The following is a 22759-nucleotide window of genomic DNA, read 5'->3' on the forward strand; positions in this document are numbered from 1 at the left end:
GTAGGCGAAATCGTAGGCAGGGCGGCGGCTCACCGCAACCGAATAGTTTTCGCCTGATCGGCAAATTTGATTCATCTATGCCCCAATCTTCCCCCTCCGGGGGGAGATTAACGCTGGTTCTCCGACAGCTTCGACCTCAGCCACCGCCCAAACGCTTCCAGCACCGGATGCGCCGCCTTGGCGTGCTCGGAAACCAGAAAATACGAGCGCGGTGAATTGATCGCGATGTCGAAGGGGCGCACCAGCCGGCCTTCGCTCAGTGCCCGGCCGCTGGTCAGCTCGTCGCCCATGGCGATGCCCTGGCCGGCGATCGCCGCCGAAAAGACCAGGTTCATGTCGGAAAAGAAGATGCCGCCTTCCGGGTCGGGGTTCTCGACCTTGGACAGCGCCAGCCAGCGCGCCCAGTCCTCGGTATCGCCGAGATGCAGGAGATTGGCGGGCAGCACGTCTGCCGGCTTGGAGAAGCCGCCGATCTTGTTGAGCAGCGTCGGGCTGCACAGCGGCGTGAACGAGATCTCGCACAACAGCTCGACCGCGCGGTTGGGCCAATTGCCTACGCCGAAGGCGATGAAGGCGTCGGCCTCGGCATTGCTGACGTCGTCGAGGCGGCGCGGCGTCAGGATGCGCAGCGCGACATCGGGATACATCTGCCGGAACTCGCCGATATGGGTGCACAGGAACAGCGAGGCGAAACCCGGCGTACAACTGACGCTGAACGAGCCGCCGACGCCGGTGCCGGCATGGCGCGTCACCGCGTCACCCAACACCGTCAGCGCCTTGCGCACATCGCTGGCATAGCGCTGGCCTCGCGGGGTGAGCGCTACGCCCTTGCCGATGCGCTCGAGCAGGTCGAAGCCGAGATCGCGCTCGAGCAGGCGCAGTTGATGACTTACGGCACTGCGGGTCAGATGCAGTTCGTCGGCGGCGCGCCAGACGCTGCCGTGGCGGGCAAAACTGTCGAGGGCGCGCAGCGCCTGCGTCGAGGGAATTCTCAAGAGGTGAACCGAATTTGCATGAGCCGGGAAAACATATCACTTTTTGGCGGGGCGCTTCACTGCTTTCTTTCCGCCATGGAGAAACCGGTGACCTCGGCGCAAGCGACCGCGCTTGCCTGTCTGGACGACATCCAGCCGTCGCTGTCGGCGTGGACGCGGACCATCTTCGACTTCGGCGAGACCGCCTGGCGCGAATACCAGTCGGCCGCCTGGTATGTCGAGCATCTGAAACACGAAAGGTTTTCGGTCGAGGAGGGCTCGGGCGGCATGCCGACCGCCTTCTGCGCCCACTGGACCAACGGGACCGGCCCGACGATCGGCTTGTATGCCGAATACGACGCGGTGCCGGGCAATTGCCAGGATGCGGCGACGGTGAAGCGACCGCGTCCGGGCCTCGGCGAACAGGCCGGCGGCCACACCGATCCGCATTCCGGGCTCGGCATTGCCAGCTTGGGCGGGCTGCTGGCGACCAAGGCGGCGATGCAGCGCCACGGCATATCAGGCACGCTGCGCTTCACCGGCGAACCGGCGGAGAAGGTGAGGGGATCGAAGCCGATCCATGCCGCCAAGGGCTATTATGATGGGCTGGCGGGCATGGTCTCCTTCCATCCTTTTTACATGCTGCCGCTGTGCAATACGGCGCGCTGGGACACGCATTGCGGTGCGGCCTACGCGATGATCTACCGCTTCATCTGCGACGAGCCGGAACATTGGGCGAGCGCGGCAGGCACCGCAGCACCCATCCCGCAGGCGCATTCGGCGGTCAGGGCGCCCGGCGCCAACGACGCGCTCATGATGATGTATATGGCCTCCAAGGCGCTGCGCGATTCCATGCTGCCGCACCAGGGCGGCTGGTCGATCAGCGAGGCGATCCTGACGGCGGGCCAGGCGACTGCCGACAATCTGCCGGCCGGGCTGGGCGAGATCCAGTACATGATCCGCGCGCCGACGCTGGCGATGGCCGAGCAGGTCACCGCCGTGCTCGACCGCAATGCGGAAGCCGCAGCCAGGATGAGCGGCTGCCGCCATGAGCGGCACTGGGTGTCGAAGTCGCGACCGGGGCTGGCCAATCACGTCATGGCCGGCATTGCCTTCGACGCGCTGGCGGCGGTCGGGCCGCCGCGTTGGGACGAGACGGCCAAGGCGATCGCCCGCGAAATCCAGGTCAATGCCGGCGGCGAGGCGACCGAGGAACCATTCATCTATGAACTGGAGCGGCTGATTGCGCCGCAGGTGGCCGAGGCGCTGCTGCGCCGCGACCTGCCGCCGTCGCAGCTCAATTCCACCTCAGACGACTACACCGACATGTCGTGGCACACGCCGACGGCGCGGTTCTATGTAGCCCGCCCGGCACTGCGCTCGGAGAATGGTCACGCCTATCCGGCCTGGGCGATGAATGCGCTGGGTGGCATTTCTGTCACCATCGACCCGATGGTCACCTGCGCAGCAAAGACGATCGCGCTCGCGGCACTTCGCCTGCTGGAAGACAAGGCCGCCCGCGATGCGGCGATGGACGAATTCGTCGCCCGCACCGGCGGCGGGATCGGCGGCACGAGTTGGATCGCGCCGCTCTGCGACTACGAGCCGCCGATTGGATTTCGCTGGCCGGAATACATCACCACCCCGCGCGGACGGGACTGGTGGATACCAGGCAACCAAGCCGCATGATCAACCAAGCCGCCCCCTTCACGAGGAGAACCCTATGACCGTCCATGACCGCATCGTCGCCGAGCCGTTTTCGCTGCAGCGCCGCAACCCGGCCGGCGGCACCAAGCCGCTGACCGCCTGGGGCTTCGCCAACGAGACCGACGTGCTGACCGACGTGCTGCTCGGCTCGCCGAATTTCCTGCGCCATCTCTCGACCAGCTCGCTGTCGCGAAAACATCTGCGCGAGGCGCCTTGCAACGTCCAGATCGCGCAGGCACAGCACAAGGACCTGGCCGCCGCCTACGAGCATTTCGGCGTCAACATCCACTGGCACGAGCCGACGCCGGAGCTGCCGATGCAGGTCTATTCGCGCGATTCCAGCGTCATGACGCCCTACGGCGCCATCATCACGGCCATGGCCCAGTGGTGGCGGCGCGGCGAGAACTACGCGGCGATCCGCACCTATGAGAAGCTCGGCATCCCGATCTACGACATGGTCACCGCCGGCACCCTCGAAGGCGGCGACTTCAATGTCATCGAGGATGGCGTGGTGCTGATCGGCTGCGGCGGCGCCCGCACGCAGGAGGAGGGCGCCCGCCAGGTGCAGGCCTGGTTCGACAAGGAGGGCTGGGAGACCCGCATCGCCTTTATCGACGAATATTACGTCCATATCGACCTGATGGTGGTGCCGATCGCTGAAAAACTGACCGCCGTCTGCCTTGCCTGTACGGAGCCGGGCATCGTCGACTGGCTGAAAGGCAAGGGCCACGAGATCATCGACGTGCCGTTCCAGGACACGATGGCGCTCGGCTGCAACTTCATGTCGCTGGGCAAGGACCGGGTGATCGCGCCGACGTCCAGCCAGACGCTGATCGGCCAGCTCAAGGCGCGCGGCTTCGAGGTGGCGGCCATCGATATGAGCGAAATCTCGAAGACCGGGGGCGGCATCCACTGCATGGCGCAGGCGCTGAAGCGCGAGCCGGCCTGAGAGGCCGCCTTTAGTCCGGCCGCTTCCGCGAGGGGGCCATTGTCAGGAAGGTCGATCCCGCCTGGCTCGCGGCAACGCGCCTACAGCTCGATGAGCTTTCCCTTGCGCAGACGCTTGGCGCAACGATAGGCGAGATCGGCGGCGACCATGTCTTCCATCGCAATGCCCATCGCCTTGTAGGTGGTGATTTGTTGATTGGAAACGCGACCCGGCGCGCGGTCGAGCAGCATGGCGCCAAGCTCGGTGCCGAAATCCGGGTCGAAGCCGGCAAGCTCGCAGGAACCGACCGGGGTCGGTTTGAACGCATCCTTGGTTTCGACAAAAAGACTGGACTTGCCGATGAGCTCGATCGGCATTTCACCGCCGGGCGGTGCCACCCCGACCGACGAGACATGCGTGCCCGGCTGGACCCAGCCTGCGTCGATCACCGGCTGGTAGGAGTGGGTCGCCAGGCACACCACGTCGGAACTGCGCACTGCCGCCTCGAGGTCGGCGACCGCCACCACCGACGGATGCAGCCGGGCAAGTGCTGCCGCATCGTCGAAGCTCTTCGAAGCGACCCGAATTTCGGCAAAGTCGCGCACCAGCGGCAACAGATGCAGGTGTTGGTTGGCCTGCACGCCGGCGCCGATCACTGTCGCTATCCTGGCATCCCGGCGGGCAAGGGCGCGCACCGACAGCACGGCGGAGCCGGAGGTTCGCACCGCGGTTATGAAGGTGCCATCCATGATGCAGACCGGCAGGCCGGACAGCGGATCGAACAGGCTGATGGTGGCGAGGTGGCTGGGCAGGTTCTTGGCCAGGTTGGCTTCGAAGACATTGACGACCTTGACGGTCAGGTTCATGCCCTCCATCCAGGCCGGCATGGCGAGGCTGTAGCCGGCTCCGGGGATGTCGAGCTGTGGTCGGGGTGGATTGACGACCTTGCCTTGTGACAGCGCCTTGAAGCCGTCTTCTAGAACATCGAGAAGCTGGCTGAGGTCGATGCACGCCATCACGTCGGCTTCGCTCAGCACCAGGATCTCGGTTGCTCCCTTGCTGATTTCCGCCGCACTCTTGCCGGCTTGGCTGAACGCTTCCCTGGTCATCCTGCACTCCTGTGTTCGTCGAAATCGGCTCACCACATCTGCTTTGAGTGGGTGAGGGAAGCGCAGGCTATTGCGAAGTTTGATGTGATGAAATACGTTGATTTTGGCATCTCTGCGTGAAATCAGCACATAAATCCCTGAGATAGAGTGGATTGTGAATGGACGACCTCGACCAGATAGACCGCAGCCTGCTCCGGCTGCTGCAGGAGGACGGGCGCCGGACGACGCTTGATCTTGCCGGGCGTGTCGGGCTGTCGCCGACCGGAACCAGCCAGCGGGTGAAGCGCCTGTTCCGCGACGGGTTCATCACCGCGGTCAGGGCTATGCTCGATCCGCGCAAGGTCGGCAGGGGAACGCTGGTGTTCATCGAGGTCCGGCTTGACCACACGGCGCCGCATGTCTTTGACCGCTTCGCCGAAGCCGTGGCGAAAGCTCCGGAGGTTCTGGAGTGCCATATGGTGGTTGGCGGTTTCGATTATCTGGTCAAGGCGCGGATCGCTGAAATGGCGGTGTTCCAGGATTTCCTGCAGCGGGTTATTCTGCCTCTGCCCGGCGTGCGCGAAACACACACTTTCGCCTCCATCGCCGATGTCAAGCCGAATGCCCTCTTGCCGGTGTGATCAGATGGAGGAGGGGTATGCTGTTCAGGGCGACCTTGAACGCATCTTCGCCACCTTATCGCTCCCCCTGGCGCGCCTTCCGATGCAGAGATGCCGGAGACCGGCTCTAGCCTTGCAGGGTCAGCAGGTTCGCGTCGCGCGCGAGCCGCCACTCACCATCGGCCTCCTTGCGCAGGAGCGTCAGCGCATATCCCGATCGATGGACCGGCTCGCCATTCGGCGGGGTCGCGGTCATGTCGATGCGGCTGCGGATAAAGGCCCAATTGCCGAGAAGCTGTAGTTCCACGATATCGCTGGTGCCGTCGATATGAACGCCGGCCGTCTCCTGCGCGGCCGCCGCGAAGATCTCCTTGTCGAAGGGTTCCCGGCCGGGAACCATGAAGATCGCATCGTCCGTCATCAAGCTGAGGACAGTCGCGATGTCTCCACGCTTGCTCGCATCCATCCACGTCCCGACCAGCGTTCGGATTGCTTTTTCGTCGTCCGTCATCCGTTATCTCCTTGGCATCTCGCGGTCATCGATAGCGCACGGCGCTCCTCCCTCGCCCCAACATAGGGCTTGGATCGCTCTCGTCATCGATTGCAGTGCGTCGCGCGGCGTGGGCATGGTCCGCGAAACGGCAGGTCCGGGCCCTCGATGCCTATCGCCAGCCGCCCGAGGCGGTGATGCGCTCGCCGGTCAGCCATGACGCCTCGTCGGAAGCGAGGAACACCGCGACGCGGGCGACGTCGTCGGGCAGGCCGAAGCGGCCGAGCGGGGTCATGGCGACGATCTGCTTCTCGAATTCGCTGCCGACGATGCCGATGCGTGCGAGGCCTTCGGTATCGACACCGCCGGGCGCGATGGCGTTGACGCGGATATTGCGGGCGCCGAGCTCCCGCGACATCGACAGCGTGATCGTGTCCACCGCACCCTTGGCGGCGGCGTAGACAAGCGAATTCGGCTGCGGATTGCGGCTGGCGACCGAGCTTATGTTGATGATGCTGCCGCCGCCCGGGCCAAAATGCTTCACTGCTGCTTGCGTGGTCAGAATGATGCCCAACACATTGGTGTCGAACTCACGGTGAAACTCGGCCTCGGTCACCGCTTCCAGCGGCTCGAATGCGAAGACGCCGGCATTGTTGACCAGTATGTCGAGACCGCCAAACTCCGATTTTGCCACTTCGAAAAGACGACACACGTCGGCCGCTTGCGACACGTCGCCTCGGACGGCGAGGGCGCGGCCGCCACGGTCCTCGATCTCGGCGACGATCCGCTCGGCGCCTTCTCGCGACGAGGCGTAGTTGACGATCACCGCGGCGCCGGCCGTGGCAAATCTCTTGGCAATGGCGGCGCCGATACCCTTGGATGCGCCGGTGACGATGGCGACCTTGCCGTTCAGCTTGCTCATCAATCTCTCCTTGTCGACGATGAGCGGTATCTAATGGTGATCAAAAAGCGTATTAGGATGCCTACGCTCCGTTCTTTCGTGCCTGGAATTCCGGAATGACCACCATCCTCGAAAAGACCGCCGGTCTCGTCGCCTTCGTCCGAACCGTCGATGCCGGCTCGTTCCATGCCGCCAGCCGGCTGGTCGGCTCCAGCCCGTCGGCGGTGTCGAAAAGCGTGGCGCGGCTCGAGCGCCGGCTCGGCGTCAGGCTGATCCAGCGCTCGACGCGCCGGCTCGGGCTCACCAGCGAAGGCCTCGCCTACTACGAGCGGGTGGCGCCGCTGCTCAGGGCGCTGGATGATGCCGAGGACATCGTCCAGATGGCCGATACGGCGCGCGGCCTGCTGCGCGTTACGGCGCCGGTCGAACTTGGGCGCGGCCTGATCGCCGCATGGGCGCAGGCGTTCCTTGCGCAGCATGGCGAAGTGAAACTCGAGCTCAGCGTCACCGACCGTCACGCCGACCTGATCCGCGAAGGCTATGATGTTGCCGTGCGCATGGGGGCGCTGTCGGACACCGGGCTGGTTGCCCGCAAGATCGCCAATCTGCCGATCGTGCTGGTGGCATCGCCAGCCTATGTCGAGCGGCGCGGCCGTCCGGCATCGGTCGAGGACCTACGGGATCATGATTTCGTCCGCCACCAGATGGCAGGCCGGCCTTATCCGGTCACGTTTGCCGATGGCGCGATGATCGTGCCGGATGGCCGGTTAGACACCGACGACGGCGGCGCCATCCGCAATGCGGCACTTGCTGGCGCCGGCATCGCGCATCTGATGCGGTTTGCGGTGCAGGACGATCTCGACGCGGGCCGCCTGGTCCGCATCCTGCCCGAGGTGGCGATGCCGACCATGCCGGTGCACATCGTCCATGCCTACGGGCGGCAGCTGCCGGTCCGGGCGCGGCTGTTCGTCGACTTCCTGGCGGGCCAAATGGCGGCACTGACGCGATAGGGCGGGGCGGAATGGCCTCCGCAGCCGATCCGACGCCGTCGCAAGCAAGATTCTTGCCCCCATCACCCGATCATCAGAACGTGATCTTCACTGACTCGGCGCTGCGGTTGGCCGGGCCGTGATGGACGGCCTCGATATTGTTGCCGTCGGGATCGAGCAGGAAGGCGGCATAGTAACCGGGGTGATAGTGCTGCCGCTCGCCCGGCGCACCATTGTCGGTGCCGTCGGCCTCAAGCCCGGCCTTGTAGAAGGCATCGACCATCGCACGGTCCTTTGCCTGGAAGGCAAGGTGATGGCGGCCGGTCAGCTTTCCCTGGGCTGCCGGGCTGTCGGGGCTGGAGATGAACAGCTCGTCGGCCCAGAAATAATCATTGCCGGCGCCACCGATCGGTACGCCGAGCACGTTGAGAACCGCCTCGTAAAAGCGCCGGCTGGCCGGAAGATCCCTGACCACCAACTGGATGTGGTCGATGAGACGGCCGCGATGAAGTTCCATGCCCGATAGCTCCTGATCGCCAGGCTGGAAATCTAGCTCAGGACGATGCACGGTCAATGGAATGGAACAATTGAGCGGCGCAATTTCCTGACTGGATAAAAAATGCAACCGGATTGTCGGATTCAAAAGTTGTCCAACGTCCTTCGGACGCAAGCGGCTCGGCGAAGCTCGAAAAGGTCGTGCCGTATCAACGCTTCCGGCATGGGAGAAACTTGAAATGAGCCTTCCCTATCGTTGGGTTATCGTCGCGGCTGGCGCGCTGATGACCTGTGTCGCCCTCGGGGCGATGTTCTCGCTGGCGATCTTCCTCGAACCGATGGCGCTCGACACACAATGGTCGCGCGCCGGCATATCGAGTGCCATGACGCTGAACTTCCTTGTAATGGGTCTCGGCGGCTTCGCCTGGGGCGCCATTTACGACCGCTTCGGCGCCCGCATCGTCGTCATGACCGGCGCCGTGCTGCTCGGCCTGGCGCTGGTCCTGGCCAGCCGCACCGGTTCGCTGCTCGTTTTCCAGTTGGCCTACGGCGTGCTCGTCGGCCTCGCGGCAAGCGCCTTCTTCGCGCCGATGATCGCGCTCACATCCGCCTGGTTCGACACGAACCGCAGCCTCGCCGTCTCGCTGGTCTCGGCCGGCATGGGCGTGGCGCCAATGACCATCTCGCCCTTCGCCCGCTGGCTGATTTCGGCCTACGACTGGCGTACCGCAATGTTCGATATCGGCATAACGGCGTGGGTGCTGCTACTGCCGGCCGCGCTTCTTGTGCGCCAACCGCCCAAGCCCGCTGCCGACGGCGCTGCCCCAAGCGTTGCCGCCGAGGGCGCCGGCATGACGGTTCCGCAGGCGCTGCGCTCGCCTCAATTCATCGTGTTGGGACTGACCTTCTTTGCCTGCTGCGCAGCGCATTCGGGGCCGATCTTCCATATGGTGAGCTATGCCATGCTGTGCGGCATAGCGCCGATGGCGGCGGTCAGCATCTACAGCATCGAGGGCCTGGCAGGGCTAGGTGGCCGGCTGCTTTACGGCGTGCTTGCCGATCGGCTGGGCGTCAAACCGGTGCTGATCACCGGGCTGGCCATACAGGCCGTGGTCATCGCAGCCTATCTGGCGGTCAGCGAGCTTGGTCAATTCTACACGCTCGCTGTCATCTTCGGCGCCACCTATGGCGGCGTCATGCCGCTCTATGCGGTGCTGGCGCGCGAATATTTTGGCCAGCGCATCCTCGGCACGGTGTTCGGTGCCGTAACCATGCTGTCCAGCCTCGGCATGGCTTTCGGCCCGCTCGCCGGCGGCATGGTGTTCGATGCCTATGCCAGCTATTCTTGGCTGTTCATCGGCTCGGCTCTTGTCGGGCTTGGCGCGATGGCGATTGCGATCGCCTTCCCGCCGCTGCCGCGCAGGGAGTTGCAACCGGCTTAAAGCCGGATCGGCGGAAAAGGGCGGCCGCTTGGATGGCAAGCGGCCGCGATCCAAAATAGCTGGTGCGTTCCAAGAAAGCGGGCTGGCCCGTGCTCGGTTCGATATTCTGAAAGAGAGTTGCTATGCTTGCAGGGCCACCACCTCGGCGCCATCAAGCGTGTAGCGCGCATAGCGGAAATCGCGAATTCTCGCCAATCTGTCGCCCGCCCATTCCAGCAGAATAAAGTATCTTGGCCCTCCGGCCGAGTCATCCGGATCGATCACCAGAATGGCTGGGTGCCGATCGACCAGGCCTGGAAGCAGCCGCCAATCGTGGATACCCGCGTAATTGTGGAAGTACCGGCCCACTTTCGTGCGGCCGCTCGCCCGGAGCCGGTTGACGAGGTCAAGCCGCACGTCCTCGGCCAGCATGTCGCGGATCGCATCGAAGTCGCGGGCGTTGAACCGCTCCACGTAGGCTGCCAGACGCGCCCGCTCGGGCTCGGCCAACACCGGCACAGGCCGATCGTCAGGCTCGCCGGCGACTTCGCGCAGGCGCAGACGGCCGCGATGCAGTGCGGCTTTCACCGCCGGAACGCTGCTGTCGATAATGTTGCCAATCTCTTCGATCGTATAGCCGAGCACATCCATGAGGATGACGCTGCTACGCTGCGCTGCGGGCAGGCGCATGAAGGTCCGCAGGCTTGCGGCTGCAGTGTGCCGGCCCTCGGCCGACATGCCGGGGTCAGGTATCGTGTCGATATCCTCGACGGCATGCGCGGCATCAACCCTGGCGCGACGGCGTAGGTGGTCGAGTGCTGCATTGTGCGCGATGCGGAACAGCCAGCCCTCGACATTGGCTATCGGCCCGGTCCCGGGGAACGCCTCGAGCGCCTTGACCGTAGCTTCCTGAACGACATCCTCGGCATCGATCACCGAACCTGTCATGCGGGCGCAATAACGGTGCAGTTTCGGCCGCAATTCGCCGAGCAGCCGGTCAAACGGCTCCCGTCCTTCTGGCGTGCCGATTGCGGATCCGGTCATCGCACAAGGGTCGATTTCATGCGTATCTCCCAGGCAGAGGCGCCCGCCATCGGGCGCAGCGTCCTATAGACGCTCGACGATGGCAAAAGGATTCGGTCGAAAAAACTTTCTTTAGCTGGAATCCTTTGGTGGTGCCTACGCGTCTCTGCATCGTGGGCCCGCGAACCTGGCGGGCCCTCTGTTCAAGCCGGAGGCATCCATAGTCATGAGCAAGCAAAGCGCGGCATCAACGAAGGTCTGGGTTCTCGCCCTCACGTCGATAGGCTCCTTGATGGTCGTTCTCGATGCGATGGTCGTGGCGACCGCATTAAGTACGATGCGGGTCGAACTCGATGCCTCGCTGGAGACGCTGCAATGGACGATGAACGCCTACAATTTGAGTTTTGCCGTCCTGCTCATGACCGGGGCGGCGCTCGGTGACCGGTTCGGCCGACGCCGCATCTTCATCGCCGGATTGGCGCTGTTCGTCGCAGCGTCCGTTGCCTGCGCGCTCGCTGGAAATGCCGGATTGCTGATTGCGGCCCGCGCGGTTCAGGGCGCGGGTGCCGCAATGGTCATGCCGCTGGCAATGGCGCTGCTGAGCGTCGCTTTTCCCCCGGAGGAACGAGGCAAGGCGCTGGGTATCTTCAGCAGCATCACCGGACTGGCCCTGATCATCGGCCCGATGGCGGGCGGTGCAATCTCCGAAGGCCTCTCCTGGCACTGGATCTTCTGGCTCAATGTCCCGGTCGGCATCGTTCTCATCCCGCTGGTGATGCGTCGAATTCCGGAGAGTCACGGGCCGGGCACGGCAATCGATGTCCTTGGCGTCGTGCTGGTCACTGCGGCGGCATTTGGAGTGGTCTGGGGTCTGATGCGCGGCAACATCGTGGGCTGGAGCGGCTCTGAAGTGCTGACGGCGCTGACTGCCGGACTGCTTCTCGCCATCGCATTCGTCCTTTGGCAGTTGCGTACCCGTGAGCCCATGCTGCCTTTGCGGTTCTTTCGGGCGCGCGCATTCTCCTCGGGCGTAGGGGCGAACTTGCTGCTCTGCGCCGCCATGTACGGCCTCGTATTCCTGTTGCCGCAGTTTCTGCAGTTTTCCCAGAGCCGTGGGCCGCTCGGCGCCGGCATGGGATTGCTGCCCTGGACCGCCACGCTTTTCGTGGTCGCACCGATCGCCGGCAGCCTGATCAACCGCGTCGGCGAGCGCTGGCTTGTCGTGGTCGGATTGATCCTGCAGGCAGCCGGAATGGCTTGGCTGGCGCAGATCGCAGCACCTGATCTGCCCTATATCCAGCTAGTCGCGCCGCTGATCATTACCGGTGCCGGCGTGTCGATGGCTATGCCGGCCGCGCAGAACGCGGTCCTCAATGCGGTTGCGCGACCGGAAGTCGGCAAGGCCGCCGGCACGTTCAACACATTCCGTTTTCTGGGCGGCGTGTCCGGGATCGCCATCGCCGGTGCGGTGTTCGCCGGGACCGGAAGCTTCGCGTCCACCGACGCGTTCAGTGATGGCTTCACCTCGGCAATCGACGTCTCCGCTCTGCTCTCGCTCGCCGGCGCGCTCGTCGGAATGGGCCTCCCGGAGCGTCGCACAGTGGCGCTCGCGAACGCGAGCAAGGAGGCGTAACTCGGAGGCGGGCTGGAGGCTCGCGCGCTTGCTCCCGCTGTTGTTGCGCTAACAGCTGCCGCGCCAGCGCAGCAGAAAGGTCGCCGAGCATCGGATCGGTCCGTACGGGCGGCGAACATGTTGCATCGCAGCACCCTGCCGCCGATATCGGCGAGCCAAGGCAGCGCGCGAAAATCGTCAAAAATGGACAATTCGGGCTGTTTCCTGCAGTTTTTTGGCCTTTATTAGCCGCACCTCACGTTCCTGTTTCAAATGTGTCAACTTTTTGTGTTGCGTTGCACAACGGTGGCCCTATTCTGCGTGAGGGGGGCGCTTCCGATTGGAAATGCGCCGTGAACGACGCCGCCATGTTGACCGATTGGCAGTTTCGCCGTCCCGCCGGCATACGCCGCTAATGGGAAACGCGCGCGACACCCAATTGGACGCGCTGAGGGCCATCGCCGTGACGATGGTGCTGTACTCCCATTTCTTTGCGGCGGGCGGGTCCTCGTTCTGTGGCCATATCGGCGTGCGTCTTTTCTTCGTGCTGAGCGGCTTTCTGATCACCCGCCTGCTGCTCGAAGCCAGATCGGCCGCCGAATTCGAAACCGGACCGGCGCTGAAATCCTTCTATGTCAGGCGGGCGCTGCGGATATTCCCGCCCTATTTCGCCGTGCTGGGTTTCGTCTGGCTGGTGGACCTGGAGCAGTCGAGGGGTTCGCTGGTCTGGCATGCGCTCTACCTGTCGAATTTCTGGTACGCAGCGCAGAATGAATGGACGCCGTGGCTGCTCTGCCATTTCTGGAGCCTGAGCATCGAGGAGCAGTTCTACATCGCCTGGCCGCTGATCGTTTTGCTGGCGCCGCGCCGGCGCCTCGAAGCGATCTGCGCCGGCGTCATACTGCTGTCGCTGGCCTATCGCTTTTACTGGCCGATCGCTGGAACGCCCAGCCTGGCGCGCGACCTGCTGCCGCCGGCGTCGATGGACGCGCTGGCGTCCGGTGCGCTGCTTGCCGCCTACCGGTCAAGAGCTGCTGGCTTGCCGCAATGGCTTCGAGTTGGCTGGCCGGGGCTCGCTGCGGCGTTTTTCGTTCTGCAGTGGTTTGCGCCGGCGCCGGCAAATCCGGGGCAGGAATGGGCCCGCTGGCTGCTGTTGCAGATCCTGCCTCTCGTGCCGCTGGTGGTCATCGTTGCAAGCTGTTCGACAGGCGTTGGCGGCTATATCGGAAAGCTTCTCGAACTGCCACCGCTGCTTGGCCTTGGCCGCATCAGCTATGGCGTCTATCTCTACCATCCCATAGTGCTGTCGCTCGCCGTCAAATCGCAGCCTTGGATCCCGCTCAACGTCTCGGAACAAGGGCCGGGACGGTTCCTGGTCGCGGGAGCGGCGACGCTCATGCTGGCCTTGGTCTCGTGGCTGCTTTTCGAGAAGCCGCTCAACAGCCTCAAGCGCCATTTCCCCTATGTTGCTCGAAAAGGCCGCGGCGCCACCCCGGCAGGCATCGACGTGGGCAATGCCGGATGGCTCGCGGCGGGAGCATATCTGGGCAGGCCGCTTGATGGTGGCACTTCACCGTTGCCACGCAAGCTGCAACGAACCGATAGGAGCTGATCATGGCTGCTCCCTTGGTGTCAGTTCTGCTGCCGATCTACAATGCGGGACCTTACCTCGCCGCTGCGCTGGGCAGCATCCTGCGCCAGGATTACGAGCGTGTGGAGGTCATCGCCATTAATGACGGCTCGACGGACAACTCGCTGCAGATCCTGCAGAAATATCGCCAGGCCGACAGCCGCATCTCGATCATCTCACGCGAAAACCGTGGCCTGATCGCAACGCTCAATGAAGGCTTGGCGGTGGCCCGCGGCGATCTGGTCGCCAGGATGGATGCCGACGACATTGCCTATCCCCGGCGCCTGTCGCGGCAGGTCGCGCTATTTAACCAGCAGCCTGACCTTGCGCTGTGCGGTGCAGGCTTCGACACCTTGCTCGGCAACCGCGTCGTCAGGGGTTCGCCCGATCCGATATTCCAGGACAATAGCTTGCGGATATTGTCGATGTTCTTCACGATCTTCATGCACTCCACCGTGGTATATAACAGGAATGTCATAGAAGAAGACGTTCTATATTATGACACGAGCTACAAGCATGCCGAGGATTTCGACCTGTTCAGGCGGCTGACCGACCGCTACCCGGCGGCCATGATCCCCGAAAGCCTGATCGCCTATCGTATCCACGACGACAGCGTGACCAACAGGCACAAGCGCGAAATGCGCAGGACGCATTTGAAGATCGTCGCCGAGAACCTAGAGCGCGAAGGGCTCGCACAAGAGACGCAAGGCCTCCGCGACATCGGTGAGGTCCTGTCGATTGGCACGGTTCGCCGTGCCGCCGAATGGATCCTTGCGCTGGAAGAAAGGATTGCCGCCCTGCCGGCCGAGACGCGGCCGAGCTACCAGGCCGGCACACTGAACCTGTTCTATTTCCTCTATCAGCTGATATCGGGAGAAAGACAGCCGCTGCTGATGCACGAATTCCTGACACGGACGGCGAAATGGAAGCTCATCCGGCGCCGCGAGCAATACGTGTTTCGAACCGGTGCCTTCGCGCCGCGCTTCAGCCTCGCCTCGATGTCGGTCACCAGGCAGGTGGATGCCCTGTCGCGTTATCTGCAATCCGTGCCGGCCGCGGCGGTTTTGCCTTCCCTTGAGTTGAGCTAGCAACGCATGTTCGTCAAATCGCACCAGCTTCAGCAGCGCGGCCACTCGACGGTACCGGCGGCCATGTCGCCGCGGCCGCAGCATGGACCGGCGCCGGCGGTCAGCTTCATCGTCTGTACACGCGACCGCGTCAGCGTGCTCGAGCCTTGCATAAAGTCGATCCAGGCTGCGTGCCGCCCATGCTGACTTTGCCGCCGAGCTGGTGGTTGTCGACAATGGCTCGACCGACAGCACGGCCAAACGGCTGGCCAGCATCGCCGAACTTTCGGACATCCCGTTCACGGCTATTCGCGAACCACGACCCGGATTGGCGGCCGCCCGCAATGCCGGGCTCGAGCGCGCGCGGGGCCGCGTGCTGGTCTTCGTCGATGATGATTGCGCGGTCCACAAGGATTATCTGCGCGATCTGCAGCGGCACTATGCGGCCGGCGAACGGGTCATCCGCGGCGGCCGCGTCGAGATTGGAGATGCCCGCGACCTGCCGTTCACCATCAAGCGGTCGCCGGTGCGCGCGCGGCTTACGCCGGATGTCCATCCCGGTGGCTTCGTGCTTGGCTGCAACATGACGATGCACCGCGATGTCGCCGCCCGTATCGGGCGTTTCGACGAACGCTTCGGCGCCGGCGGCCCGCTGCGCTCGGCGGAAGATACGGACTATCTCGTCCGGGCGGTGCTGCTCGGCATTCCGGTCGAATATGTGCCCGACATGACCATCTATCACCATCACGGCCGACGCGACCGCAAAGCCATCGAAAAGCTGCATCGCGACTACAGCATGGGCAATGGCGGGCTTTGCCTGAAACATGTCCGCCATGCGCCGTGGCTGCTTCGGCATTTCTACTGGTCTATGAGGGCGGCCTTGCGCGAACTGAGGAAAGGCCCGCTGTTCGATCGCGAACTCAAGCTGTCGCACTGGCCGATCATCGGCATGAATTTGCTCGGCGCGGCCAAGTTCGCGGTGCTTTTGCTGGCGAAATCGCCAAAGACAACGGAAATGCGACAGGAGCAACAGGCAAATGCCGAGGCGAGGTGATCCGCTATCATGCGAATGATGCCGCCTAGCCTGCCGATGCTGCGCCGTGCGCTCGGGCAAAAGCAGTTGCGGCTGCTTCCCGCCGTGGTGGTGCTCGGGCTGCTCAGCGCCGCGCTCGAAGGTTTTGGTATCGGCCTGATCATCCCGTTGCTGAACATAATCATGGGGCAGGGGCAGACCGGCATGGCCGGCTTTTCCGCCGTCTTCCAGCATGTCGGAGCGAGCCTGAGCGAGCGCGACCGGCTGATCGTCATATCGGTCGCCATCCTCGGCTCGATCGTTCTGAAGAACCTGTTCGCCTACGCCAACACGCTGCTGACCACCTTCATCTACGGCAAGGCCAGTCATTCGATTCGCAGCGCGCTGTCGGAGCAGCTGCTTAGGGTAGGCTACCCGTTCTTTCTGCAGCAAAGCCCTGGACGGCTGCTCAACATCATCTCCAACGAATCCTGGCGGGCGTCGGATGCCATCCAGATCACGCTTGGGGCAATCGTCAACGCATCGGCCGCAATCATCCTCCTGACCTTCCTGCTGCTCCTGTCGTGGCAGATGACGCTGCTGGTCACGCTGGGCCTGGCGCTGGTGCAGGTCGCGCACGCCATGCTGTCGGCCAATCTGAAGGCGCCGAGCCGCAGCGTCGCCTCCCGCAACAGCCAGCTCGCATCGCAGATGCTGCATCTGGTGCATGCCGGGCGGCTGATCCGCATTTTCGGCCAGGAGCAACGCGAGAAGGCGGCCTTCGACCAGGCATCGGATGCGGTGCGCCGGGCGGCGTTCGTGCTTTTGACGCGCCAGGGGGCGTTGCCGCCGCTGACCGAGGTTCTGCACGCCATGCTGTTCCTGGCGGTGGTGATCGGCGCCTGGTTCGCCAATGTCAGCTTCCCGTTGATCGTCGCCTTCGTCATTCTGCTCTACCGGCTGCAGCCCTATATGCGGTCTTTGCAAATGGCCTGGAGCCAGCTGCAGGGCCTGAGCGGATCGCTTGAAGAGGTGACGTGGATGCTGGACCCATCCGGCAAGCCCCAGCCGCCGCAAGGCGACGCGGCGTTCCCCGGGCTCAGCCAAGGCATCAAGTTCGAGGACGTCACCTTTACCTATTCCGGCCCCGATACCGGCGAGGAACAGCGCGCGGTGGTGCTGCATGCGGCGAGTTTCGACCTGCACAGCGGCCGCTCGACCGCGCTGATCGGCCGGTCGGGCGCCGGCAAGACGACGATCGTCAATCTCCTGTGCCGCTTCGTCGAACCGGATAGCGGCAGGATCCTCGTCGATGGATCGCCTCTCGACCGGATCGACCCCAGCCAATGGCGACAGCACATCGCGCTCGCCAGCCAGGAGCTGGAACTGGTCGACGGCACGATTTTCGACAACATCATCTACGGCCAGGACGCGGCCTCGGCCGACGACGCCGAGCGCGCGGCAAAACTGGCCGAAGCGCATGGCTTCATCGAGCAACTGCCGCAAGGCTACAGGACCGTTGTAGGCTACCGCGGCGTCAACCTTTCAGCCGGACAGCGGCAGCGGATCGCGCTGGCCAGGGCCCTGGTGCGCGATCCCGATATCCTCATCCTCGACGAAGCCACCAATGCGGTGGACGGCCTGTCGGAAGCAGCAATCGTCGAGACGCTGAAGTCGCGCGCCGGCCGCCGCACCACCATCGTCATCAGCCATCACCGCAGCACCATCTCGTTCTGCGACGACGTGGTGATCCTGAGCCACGGCCGGGTGAAGAAGCAGGCGCCGTTCGCCGCGCTGGCGACGCTCAGCATGGACGAGCTTTACCAGCACGAGGCGCTGGAAGGCTGAGGGCGACCCCGCTGCGCGCATTCTGGCCGTCGTGCCGGATGCAAGGCCAACCATCTCAGGGGCGAGGAGCCCTCCGCCATGCCTCTCTGCAGGATTTCTGGGATGATGAGTGATCCAGAGCTTACCCGCTTTGCATCTGGAGCGTACGGAACCAAGGGTCCGCCTGCCAAATCCAGCTATGGCAGGCAGACCCTAATCAGCGCATGAAGGGACTGATTCTGCGCCGATCTCTCCTCGAGGAGGTGACGCCATCAACTGAAAACGGCCGCAGTTGTTCCCGACGCCGGCCGTACACGAGACCATTGCGCAGGCAGGTCAGACTTAGGTCCTATAAACGGGCATCGCTGGCTGTGAGTGAACATCGGATCGGCTCGGTGGTAGCGAAACTCGGCCGGAGGTCGACGCAGCCATTGGTTCCGGGGCATGACCGGCTCGGCGCTGATCATGGGCGGCGATCGATCCCCGCACGACTGATGCGGAGGGGCACTTGTCCTGCGGAATACGCATCCACCGGCGCCAAGTGAAGTTGTCCAAGCGGTACGGGCTCAGCGGTCGTCAAGCTGTTGCTAATATGCAGCACAGGCAGTGCTCTATGAACGGCGTCGCTTGGAACCGCTACCTCCGGCCAACCGTTAGTGTCACAGTGACAAACTAAAAAGTGAGGCTGAGGATGGACCCGCTGCAAAACAACACGTTGGAGATCTGGTGTCTTGCGGCCGTTCCGCTGTCGCTGCTCCTTACGGTGCTATTGGCCGGATTTATTCTTTAGCCGAACCCAACGAGGCCGGCTTGCGGACCGGGCCTGGAAGATGAAAATGACGGCCATTAGGCACGCTAGGCGTCGCGGACACCCCCGTGGCGCCAGGCCGTGGCAGGCTTTTCCAACGTTGCCATCATAATCGGCTCTTTCGACCGGTCCGGTCCGCGGCGATTGCTCGCGGCCCGTTGCGAGGGCGAGCATCCGAGCTCGTACGTTTTTTACACAATCTCTGATTGGTGGACTCGCCCGCCGCCATCGACGTTAATTTTGCGTTAGCGACTGGAGGGGGGAGATCGCTAAGGGAGGAAGAAAATGAAAGAAAACTACGATCTGACGATCGACTACGACGACGACGAACCTTACGACAACAAGCCTTACGATCTAGCCACATTCGCAAGGAAGCACGGGCTCAACATTCGAGCCGCCGAGCTTCTTCTTTTCGCCAAAGGCCCGTCTCGAGCGGCCTGCGATGCCGCGGCGAGGGCTTTTCTGGCGGCGGTAGCCGCACAAGCCATGAGACAATCGGCGCGGTAGGTCTCACAAACATTGCTGACACGGCCTGCCGTGTCAGCAACCCAACGGACAGCGCTGGAAATTCCGGGCCGTTTCCAACAAGATGCGTGAGCATCCGGGAACGGCCTGAAATGTGCAATCTTTACAATATCACGACCAGCCAGGAGGCCATCCGCCAGTGGACACGCGCCCTGCGTGACATCCTTGGCAATCTCGAACCCTCCATCGACATCTATCCCAACCAGCCAGGCCCGGTGGTGCGCAACGCGCCGGACGGCGAACGCGAATTGGCCAATCTGCTGTGGGGCATGCCGACGCCACTGGAGCGGGTGAAGGGCAAGGCCGACTACGGCACCACCAACATCCGCAATCCGCAATACGGCCATTGGCAGCAATATCTCGGCATCGAGAACCGCTGCGTGGTGCCCGTCACCAGCTTCGCCGAGCCCAGCCCGACGCCCGGCGACAAGGACCCCGAGACCGGCATCCAGCGCAACTACTGGTTTGCCCTCGGCGAGGACCGCCCGCTGTTCTTCTTTGCCGGTCTGTGGACGCATTGGCAGGGCATTCGCAAAGTCAAGGACGGCCCCGGCGATCACCAGGTCTATGGCTTCATGACGACCAGGCCCAACGCGCTGGTCGCGCCGATCCACGAGAAGGCGATGCCGGTGATCCTGACCACGCCGGAAGAAACCGAGACCTGGCTCACCGCGCCGTGGTCGGAGGCGAGGCACCTGCAGCGCACGGCGCCCGATGATGCGCTGGTGATCGTCGACAAGCCGGCGACACAGATCAAGTTTCCGCAGCAGGCGCCGGCGCAAGGCTCATTGTTTTAGCGCTTGAATTTCTGCAGCACCCAGATGTAGCCCTTGGGCGGATGGTCCTGGTCGATGAACTGCGTCCTCACCGTCGTGTCCTTGCGGCTGCATCGCTTGCACCTGAACCTGATCGCTTCCAGCGGCTTGTTCCAGCCCACCACCTGGGCCACGTCATTCGCCCTGAAGCGCCCGACATGATAGCAGTGGCCGCACTCCACGATAAGCAGCATGTTGGCCTTGGCGGCACGTCCAACGCTGTCCATCGGCCCGGCCATGGCTCATTTCTGGGTCGAGTAATCCTCGGGCAGGGGAAGCAGGCCAAGCTCCGCCATCCGATAATCGGGCTCCTTCTCCGCTACGCTGGCCAGCACCTCGTGCAACTTCTCGACAAGCCCGCAAAGCTGCCAGAACAGCTCGCCATGCGCCTTCAGATGCAGCTGCGACGACAGCACCGTCCGGCGCAGGCTCAAAGCGTCCCTGATGATCGCCTCCGCATCCCTCGCCGACAGCCTGTCAAACCGGCTTTTTCGTCTGCCCATCGCGGCTCTCCTCGATTTGTGAGCAACCGCCCCACCCACTGACAAATAGGAAGGCATTCCTCGCAGAGTCAATTCGCTCTTGACATTTTTGTTCCCGTTTTGTTCAATTTCAACAGGAACGCTGGAGGCACCGCCATGGACCACATCGTGACACTGGACAGCCGCCAGGAGGCTGCGCTGCAGGCAATCGCCGACAGGTTCATTGCCCAGCATAAGGGCGATGCGGTGAAGGCGCTCAAGGAGATGATCGTGCTGAATGGGAATTTGCAGGAACGGCTGGATGCGGTGGAGGGAGCGCGCCGGGCGAAACGGTAAGATGGGGAAAATGGCCAAAACTCAATCTAAAAAATTGCTCGACTGCTATACGATTCTAGCGAGCGGCAACTCGCCGATCGAACGTTCTAATCTTACTATGGGGCTTTTGGGGTGTTCAGTAAAAAAACTGTTTTTATAGTCGGTGCCGGCGGCAGTCGCGAGGTCGGCTTGCCCATGGGCGAGGAACTCAAAGGCATCATTGCAGAGAAAGTGCGAATACAATTCAAGAATGGCTATGAACAATCGGCGGGCGACTTTACCATAAGCGACGCGCTTCGCAAAATAGTTGCCGCTACTGGAAAAAATGACATCAACCCTTATCTTCACGCGGGTTGGAGCATTGCCGATGGGATGCCGCAGGCCCCCTCAATCGACAATTACCTAAACACCCACAGCGACGACGAGAAGGTCGTGCTTATGGGCAAGCTCGGGATCGCCATGTCGATCCTGCACGCCGAAAAAGGGAGCAAGATTTTCTGCAACCCTCAGGTGAGCGATAGAATCCTCTTCGGCAGCATACCTGAAAGCTGGCACGCAACCTTTTGCAAGATTCTGATGGAAAATGTGAAGCGTTCCAACATTGAAAATATGTTCGACGATGTGGCTTTCATAACATTCAACTATGATCGCTGCATCGAGCATTATCTAGCTCAGGCGCTGGCCAACTACTTGCGTATGCCACACAATGAGGCACAGGCCTTGGTGAACCGTGTCAATATCATTCATCCCTACGGACAGGTTGGTAGGCTGCCGTGGCAAACAAACGCCGGACAAGGTGTGCCGTATGGGGCGCTACCGCACTCAGCAAACCTTGTAGAAATAGCCGCTCAGATAAGGACATTCACCGAGCGCGTGGACGATGACACGATGCTTGAGCGAATGCGCGGAGTTATCGCGGAAGCCGAAATGGTCGTTTATTGGGCTTTTCCTACGGCGACATGAACATGGAACTGATGAGCATCCGAGAGGAAGTTACGCCAAGGCACGTACTCGGCACCAGCTTTGGACTGTCCCATTCCAATAAGCGCGTCATTGAGAGGGACATCCGCAACGCCATGGGGCCAACCTCAATCGCCGTCACGAGCCTCGAGCTAGCGGACATGACCTGCAATGATCTTTTGAACGCCTACCAGCGGTTTATATTGCGTGGGTAATGCGCCGCTGGAGAGCCTAGAGGGACGTGCACACAGGCTCATGCGGCTCCGAAAGTAACTGGTGCAGTGTGCCGTGACGGTCCTTCAGCCAAGCGGCATATGTGGCTGCAAATGGGGTAGTGAGCTGCGGCAGCGCGACCGCCAGCCAGTTTTTGTATTCGTCTAAGGGCAAACACATCCCCGCCATTAGAGCGGCTGGCTTGTCCCATTCGCTAAGCGAGCCGAGCTGCGTCTTAAGTGCTCGGAAATATGCACGGTCGTTCGCCAGACCCCGGAAAAAGAAATTCGAACGACGCTCGATTATGCTCCTGTTGAAATCGTAGGACTGCCAGTCGGAAAGAGAAACCGGCAGTGAGCCGTCAACAAACAGATTCAACAGCCACGATCTGACATAAGCAAGGTCCGAATAGGGTGACATAGCAAGCAACGCTATAACCCTGGCCTTTACGAGCTCGGCAGGGAAATTATCCTGCTTTGACGCCGCGCTCAGGGCGAGGCAATACTCGCGGGGTACATAATAAAGCAGGTCAGCATGCTTATCGAGCAGTCGGACTGCATCGATGTCTGGCAAGAACCGAAGCGCCCGGAGGATGGCCTTGAAAACCGACAGATCGGCGCCTTTTTTGTCACCTATCTCATCCAGCCTATCCAGTAAAAATTCTGCCGAAATGAACGGATTCGTGATAATGTCCTCGTCCTCTGGCTCGTCATCGTCGCCATAGCTCAAGGTTATAAAGGCCCGCATCTTTTCCATCTCAGCGGTGGTGAACTGAACCGCCCCGGGTTTTCCGGAGGCCGTTTCGTTTGAGTCACGCGGCTATGGCTGGTTCATCCAACATGGCGTAGTAGCGTTCC

22 protein-coding genes and 1 pseudogene are annotated in these 22759 nt (G+C 62.6%); 14 read left to right on the forward strand and 9 right to left on the reverse strand.

Annotation, left to right across the window (positions count from 1 at the left end; all coding sequences use genetic code 11):
• Nucleotides 1-107: 107 nt before the first annotated feature.
• Entirely contained in the window at nt 108-995 is an 888-nt protein-coding gene (locus NKH21_RS24670) for a LysR substrate-binding domain-containing protein (RefSeq protein ID WP_352661690.1), read from the reverse strand.
• Between the two features lie 75 nt (nt 996-1070).
• On the opposite strand from NKH21_RS24670, the gene NKH21_RS24675 reads away from it, so the two are divergent.
• A complete protein-coding gene (locus NKH21_RS24675; protein WP_352662372.1) occupies nt 1071-2663 on the forward strand; it encodes a zinc-binding metallopeptidase family protein in 1593 nt (530 codons plus the stop codon).
• Nucleotides 2664-2697: 34 nt separating this feature from the next.
• Nucleotides 2698-3630 carry a dimethylarginine dimethylaminohydrolase family protein gene (locus NKH21_RS24680; RefSeq protein WP_352661687.1) on the forward strand — a complete coding sequence of 311 codons (933 nt, stop codon included), beginning with the start codon at nt 2698-2700 and terminating at the stop codon, nt 3628-3630.
• Nucleotides 3631-3710: 80 nt separating this feature from the next.
• Here NKH21_RS24680 and NKH21_RS24685 read toward each other — a convergent pair whose 3' ends face one another.
• Entirely contained in the window at nt 3711-4718 is a 1008-nt protein-coding gene (locus NKH21_RS24685; protein WP_352661684.1) for an ornithine cyclodeaminase family protein, read from the reverse strand.
• A gap of 158 nt (nt 4719-4876) precedes the next feature.
• Here NKH21_RS24685 and NKH21_RS24690 point away from each other — a divergent pair, with 158 nt between their 5' ends.
• A complete protein-coding gene (locus NKH21_RS24690) occupies nt 4877-5338 on the forward strand; it encodes an Lrp/AsnC family transcriptional regulator (RefSeq protein ID WP_023720584.1) in 462 nt (153 codons plus the stop codon).
• A gap of 106 nt (nt 5339-5444) precedes the next feature.
• On the opposite strand, the gene NKH21_RS24695 is transcribed toward NKH21_RS24690, so the two are convergent.
• Together NKH21_RS24695 and NKH21_RS24700 are read right to left on the reverse strand one after the other, a co-directional pair.
• Nucleotides 5445-5828 carry a YybH family protein gene (locus tag NKH21_RS24695; protein ID WP_352868059.1) on the reverse strand — a complete coding sequence of 128 codons (384 nt, stop codon included), beginning with the start codon at nt 5826-5828 and terminating at the stop codon, nt 5445-5447.
• Between the two features lie 151 nt (nt 5829-5979).
• Nucleotides 5980-6729 carry an SDR family NAD(P)-dependent oxidoreductase gene (locus NKH21_RS24700; protein ID WP_352661678.1) on the reverse strand — a complete coding sequence of 250 codons (750 nt, stop codon included), beginning with the start codon at nt 6727-6729 and terminating at the stop codon, nt 5980-5982.
• 95 nt (nt 6730-6824) lie between these two features.
• Between NKH21_RS24700 and NKH21_RS24705 the strand changes: the two genes are divergently transcribed.
• Entirely contained in the window at nt 6825-7718 is an 894-nt protein-coding gene (locus NKH21_RS24705; RefSeq protein WP_352661675.1) for a LysR family transcriptional regulator, read from the forward strand.
• A 73-nt stretch (nt 7719-7791) separates the two neighbouring features.
• Here the strand turns inward: NKH21_RS24705 and NKH21_RS24710 are convergent, their stop codons facing one another.
• Complete coding sequence (locus NKH21_RS24710) at nt 7792-8214, reverse strand: VOC family protein (RefSeq protein ID WP_352661672.1); 423 nt, start codon at nt 8212-8214, stop codon at nt 7792-7794.
• 217 nt (nt 8215-8431) lie between these two features.
• Between NKH21_RS24710 and NKH21_RS24715 the strand changes: the two genes are divergently transcribed.
• Nucleotides 8432-9634 (forward strand): MFS transporter, encoded by a 1203-nt coding sequence (locus NKH21_RS24715; protein WP_352451471.1) that lies wholly within the window; start codon nt 8432-8434, stop codon nt 9632-9634.
• 120 nt (nt 9635-9754) lie between these two features.
• Here the strand turns inward: NKH21_RS24715 and NKH21_RS24720 are convergent, their stop codons facing one another.
• Complete coding sequence (locus tag NKH21_RS24720; RefSeq protein WP_352868063.1) at nt 9755-10657, reverse strand: sigma-70 family RNA polymerase sigma factor; 903 nt, start codon at nt 10655-10657, stop codon at nt 9755-9757.
• A gap of 205 nt (nt 10658-10862) precedes the next feature.
• On the opposite strand from NKH21_RS24720, the gene NKH21_RS24725 reads away from it, so the two are divergent.
• The 7 genes and pseudogenes from NKH21_RS24725 (at nt 10863) to NKH21_RS24755 (ending at nt 19914) form a co-directional block, all read left to right on the forward strand.
• Nucleotides 10863-12269 carry an MFS transporter gene (locus tag NKH21_RS24725; RefSeq protein ID WP_352868065.1) on the forward strand — a complete coding sequence of 469 codons (1407 nt, stop codon included), beginning with the start codon at nt 10863-10865 and terminating at the stop codon, nt 12267-12269.
• Between the two features lie 394 nt (nt 12270-12663).
• A complete protein-coding gene (locus NKH21_RS24730) occupies nt 12664-13860 on the forward strand; it encodes an acyltransferase family protein (protein ID WP_352661663.1) in 1197 nt (398 codons plus the stop codon).
• 2 nt (nt 13861-13862) lie between these two features.
• A complete protein-coding gene (locus tag NKH21_RS24735; protein WP_352661660.1) occupies nt 13863-14966 on the forward strand; it encodes a glycosyltransferase family 2 protein in 1104 nt (367 codons plus the stop codon).
• A gap of 63 nt (nt 14967-15029) precedes the next feature.
• Nucleotides 15030-15999: pseudogene (locus tag NKH21_RS24740) on the forward strand (glycosyltransferase family 2 protein).
• Between the two features lie 9 nt (nt 16000-16008).
• Nucleotides 16009-17805, forward strand: a complete 1797-nt coding sequence (locus NKH21_RS24745) for an ABC transporter ATP-binding protein (protein WP_502903352.1) — start codon at nt 16009-16011, stop codon at nt 17803-17805.
• 1072 nt (nt 17806-18877) lie between these two features.
• Nucleotides 18878-19099 (forward strand): hypothetical protein, encoded by a 222-nt coding sequence (locus NKH21_RS24750; RefSeq protein ID WP_352661657.1) that lies wholly within the window; start codon nt 18878-18880, stop codon nt 19097-19099.
• Between the two features lie 110 nt (nt 19100-19209).
• Nucleotides 19210-19914 (forward strand): SOS response-associated peptidase, encoded by a 705-nt coding sequence (locus tag NKH21_RS24755; RefSeq protein WP_352661655.1) that lies wholly within the window; start codon nt 19210-19212, stop codon nt 19912-19914.
• On the opposite strand, the gene NKH21_RS24760 is transcribed toward NKH21_RS24755, so the two are convergent.
• Nucleotides 19911-20171, reverse strand: coding sequence for a hypothetical protein (locus tag NKH21_RS24760; protein ID WP_352661652.1), 261 nt, complete (start codon nt 20169-20171; stop codon nt 19911-19913). The two genes, NKH21_RS24755 and NKH21_RS24760, sit on opposite strands and share 4 nt — an antisense overlap.
• 3 nt (nt 20172-20174) lie before the next feature.
• Complete coding sequence (locus tag NKH21_RS24765; RefSeq protein WP_352661649.1) at nt 20175-20435, reverse strand: hypothetical protein; 261 nt, start codon at nt 20433-20435, stop codon at nt 20175-20177.
• A 135-nt stretch (nt 20436-20570) separates the two neighbouring features.
• Here NKH21_RS24765 and NKH21_RS24770 point away from each other — a divergent pair, with 135 nt between their 5' ends.
• Together NKH21_RS24770 and NKH21_RS24775 are read left to right on the forward strand one after the other, a co-directional pair.
• Complete coding sequence (locus NKH21_RS24770) at nt 20571-20750, forward strand: hypothetical protein (RefSeq protein ID WP_352661646.1); 180 nt, start codon at nt 20571-20573, stop codon at nt 20748-20750.
• A 111-nt stretch (nt 20751-20861) separates the two neighbouring features.
• Complete coding sequence (locus NKH21_RS24775; RefSeq protein ID WP_352868070.1) at nt 20862-21692, forward strand: hypothetical protein; 831 nt, start codon at nt 20862-20864, stop codon at nt 21690-21692.
• A gap of 228 nt (nt 21693-21920) precedes the next feature.
• Here NKH21_RS24775 and NKH21_RS24780 read toward each other — a convergent pair whose 3' ends face one another.
• A complete protein-coding gene (locus NKH21_RS24780) occupies nt 21921-22658 on the reverse strand; it encodes a hypothetical protein (protein WP_352868072.1) in 738 nt (245 codons plus the stop codon).
• Nucleotides 22659-22759: the final 101 nt, after the last annotated feature.

It is taken from the genome of Mesorhizobium sp. M1329, assembly GCF_040318035.1.
GTDB lineage: Bacteria > Pseudomonadota > Alphaproteobacteria > Rhizobiales > Rhizobiaceae > Mesorhizobium.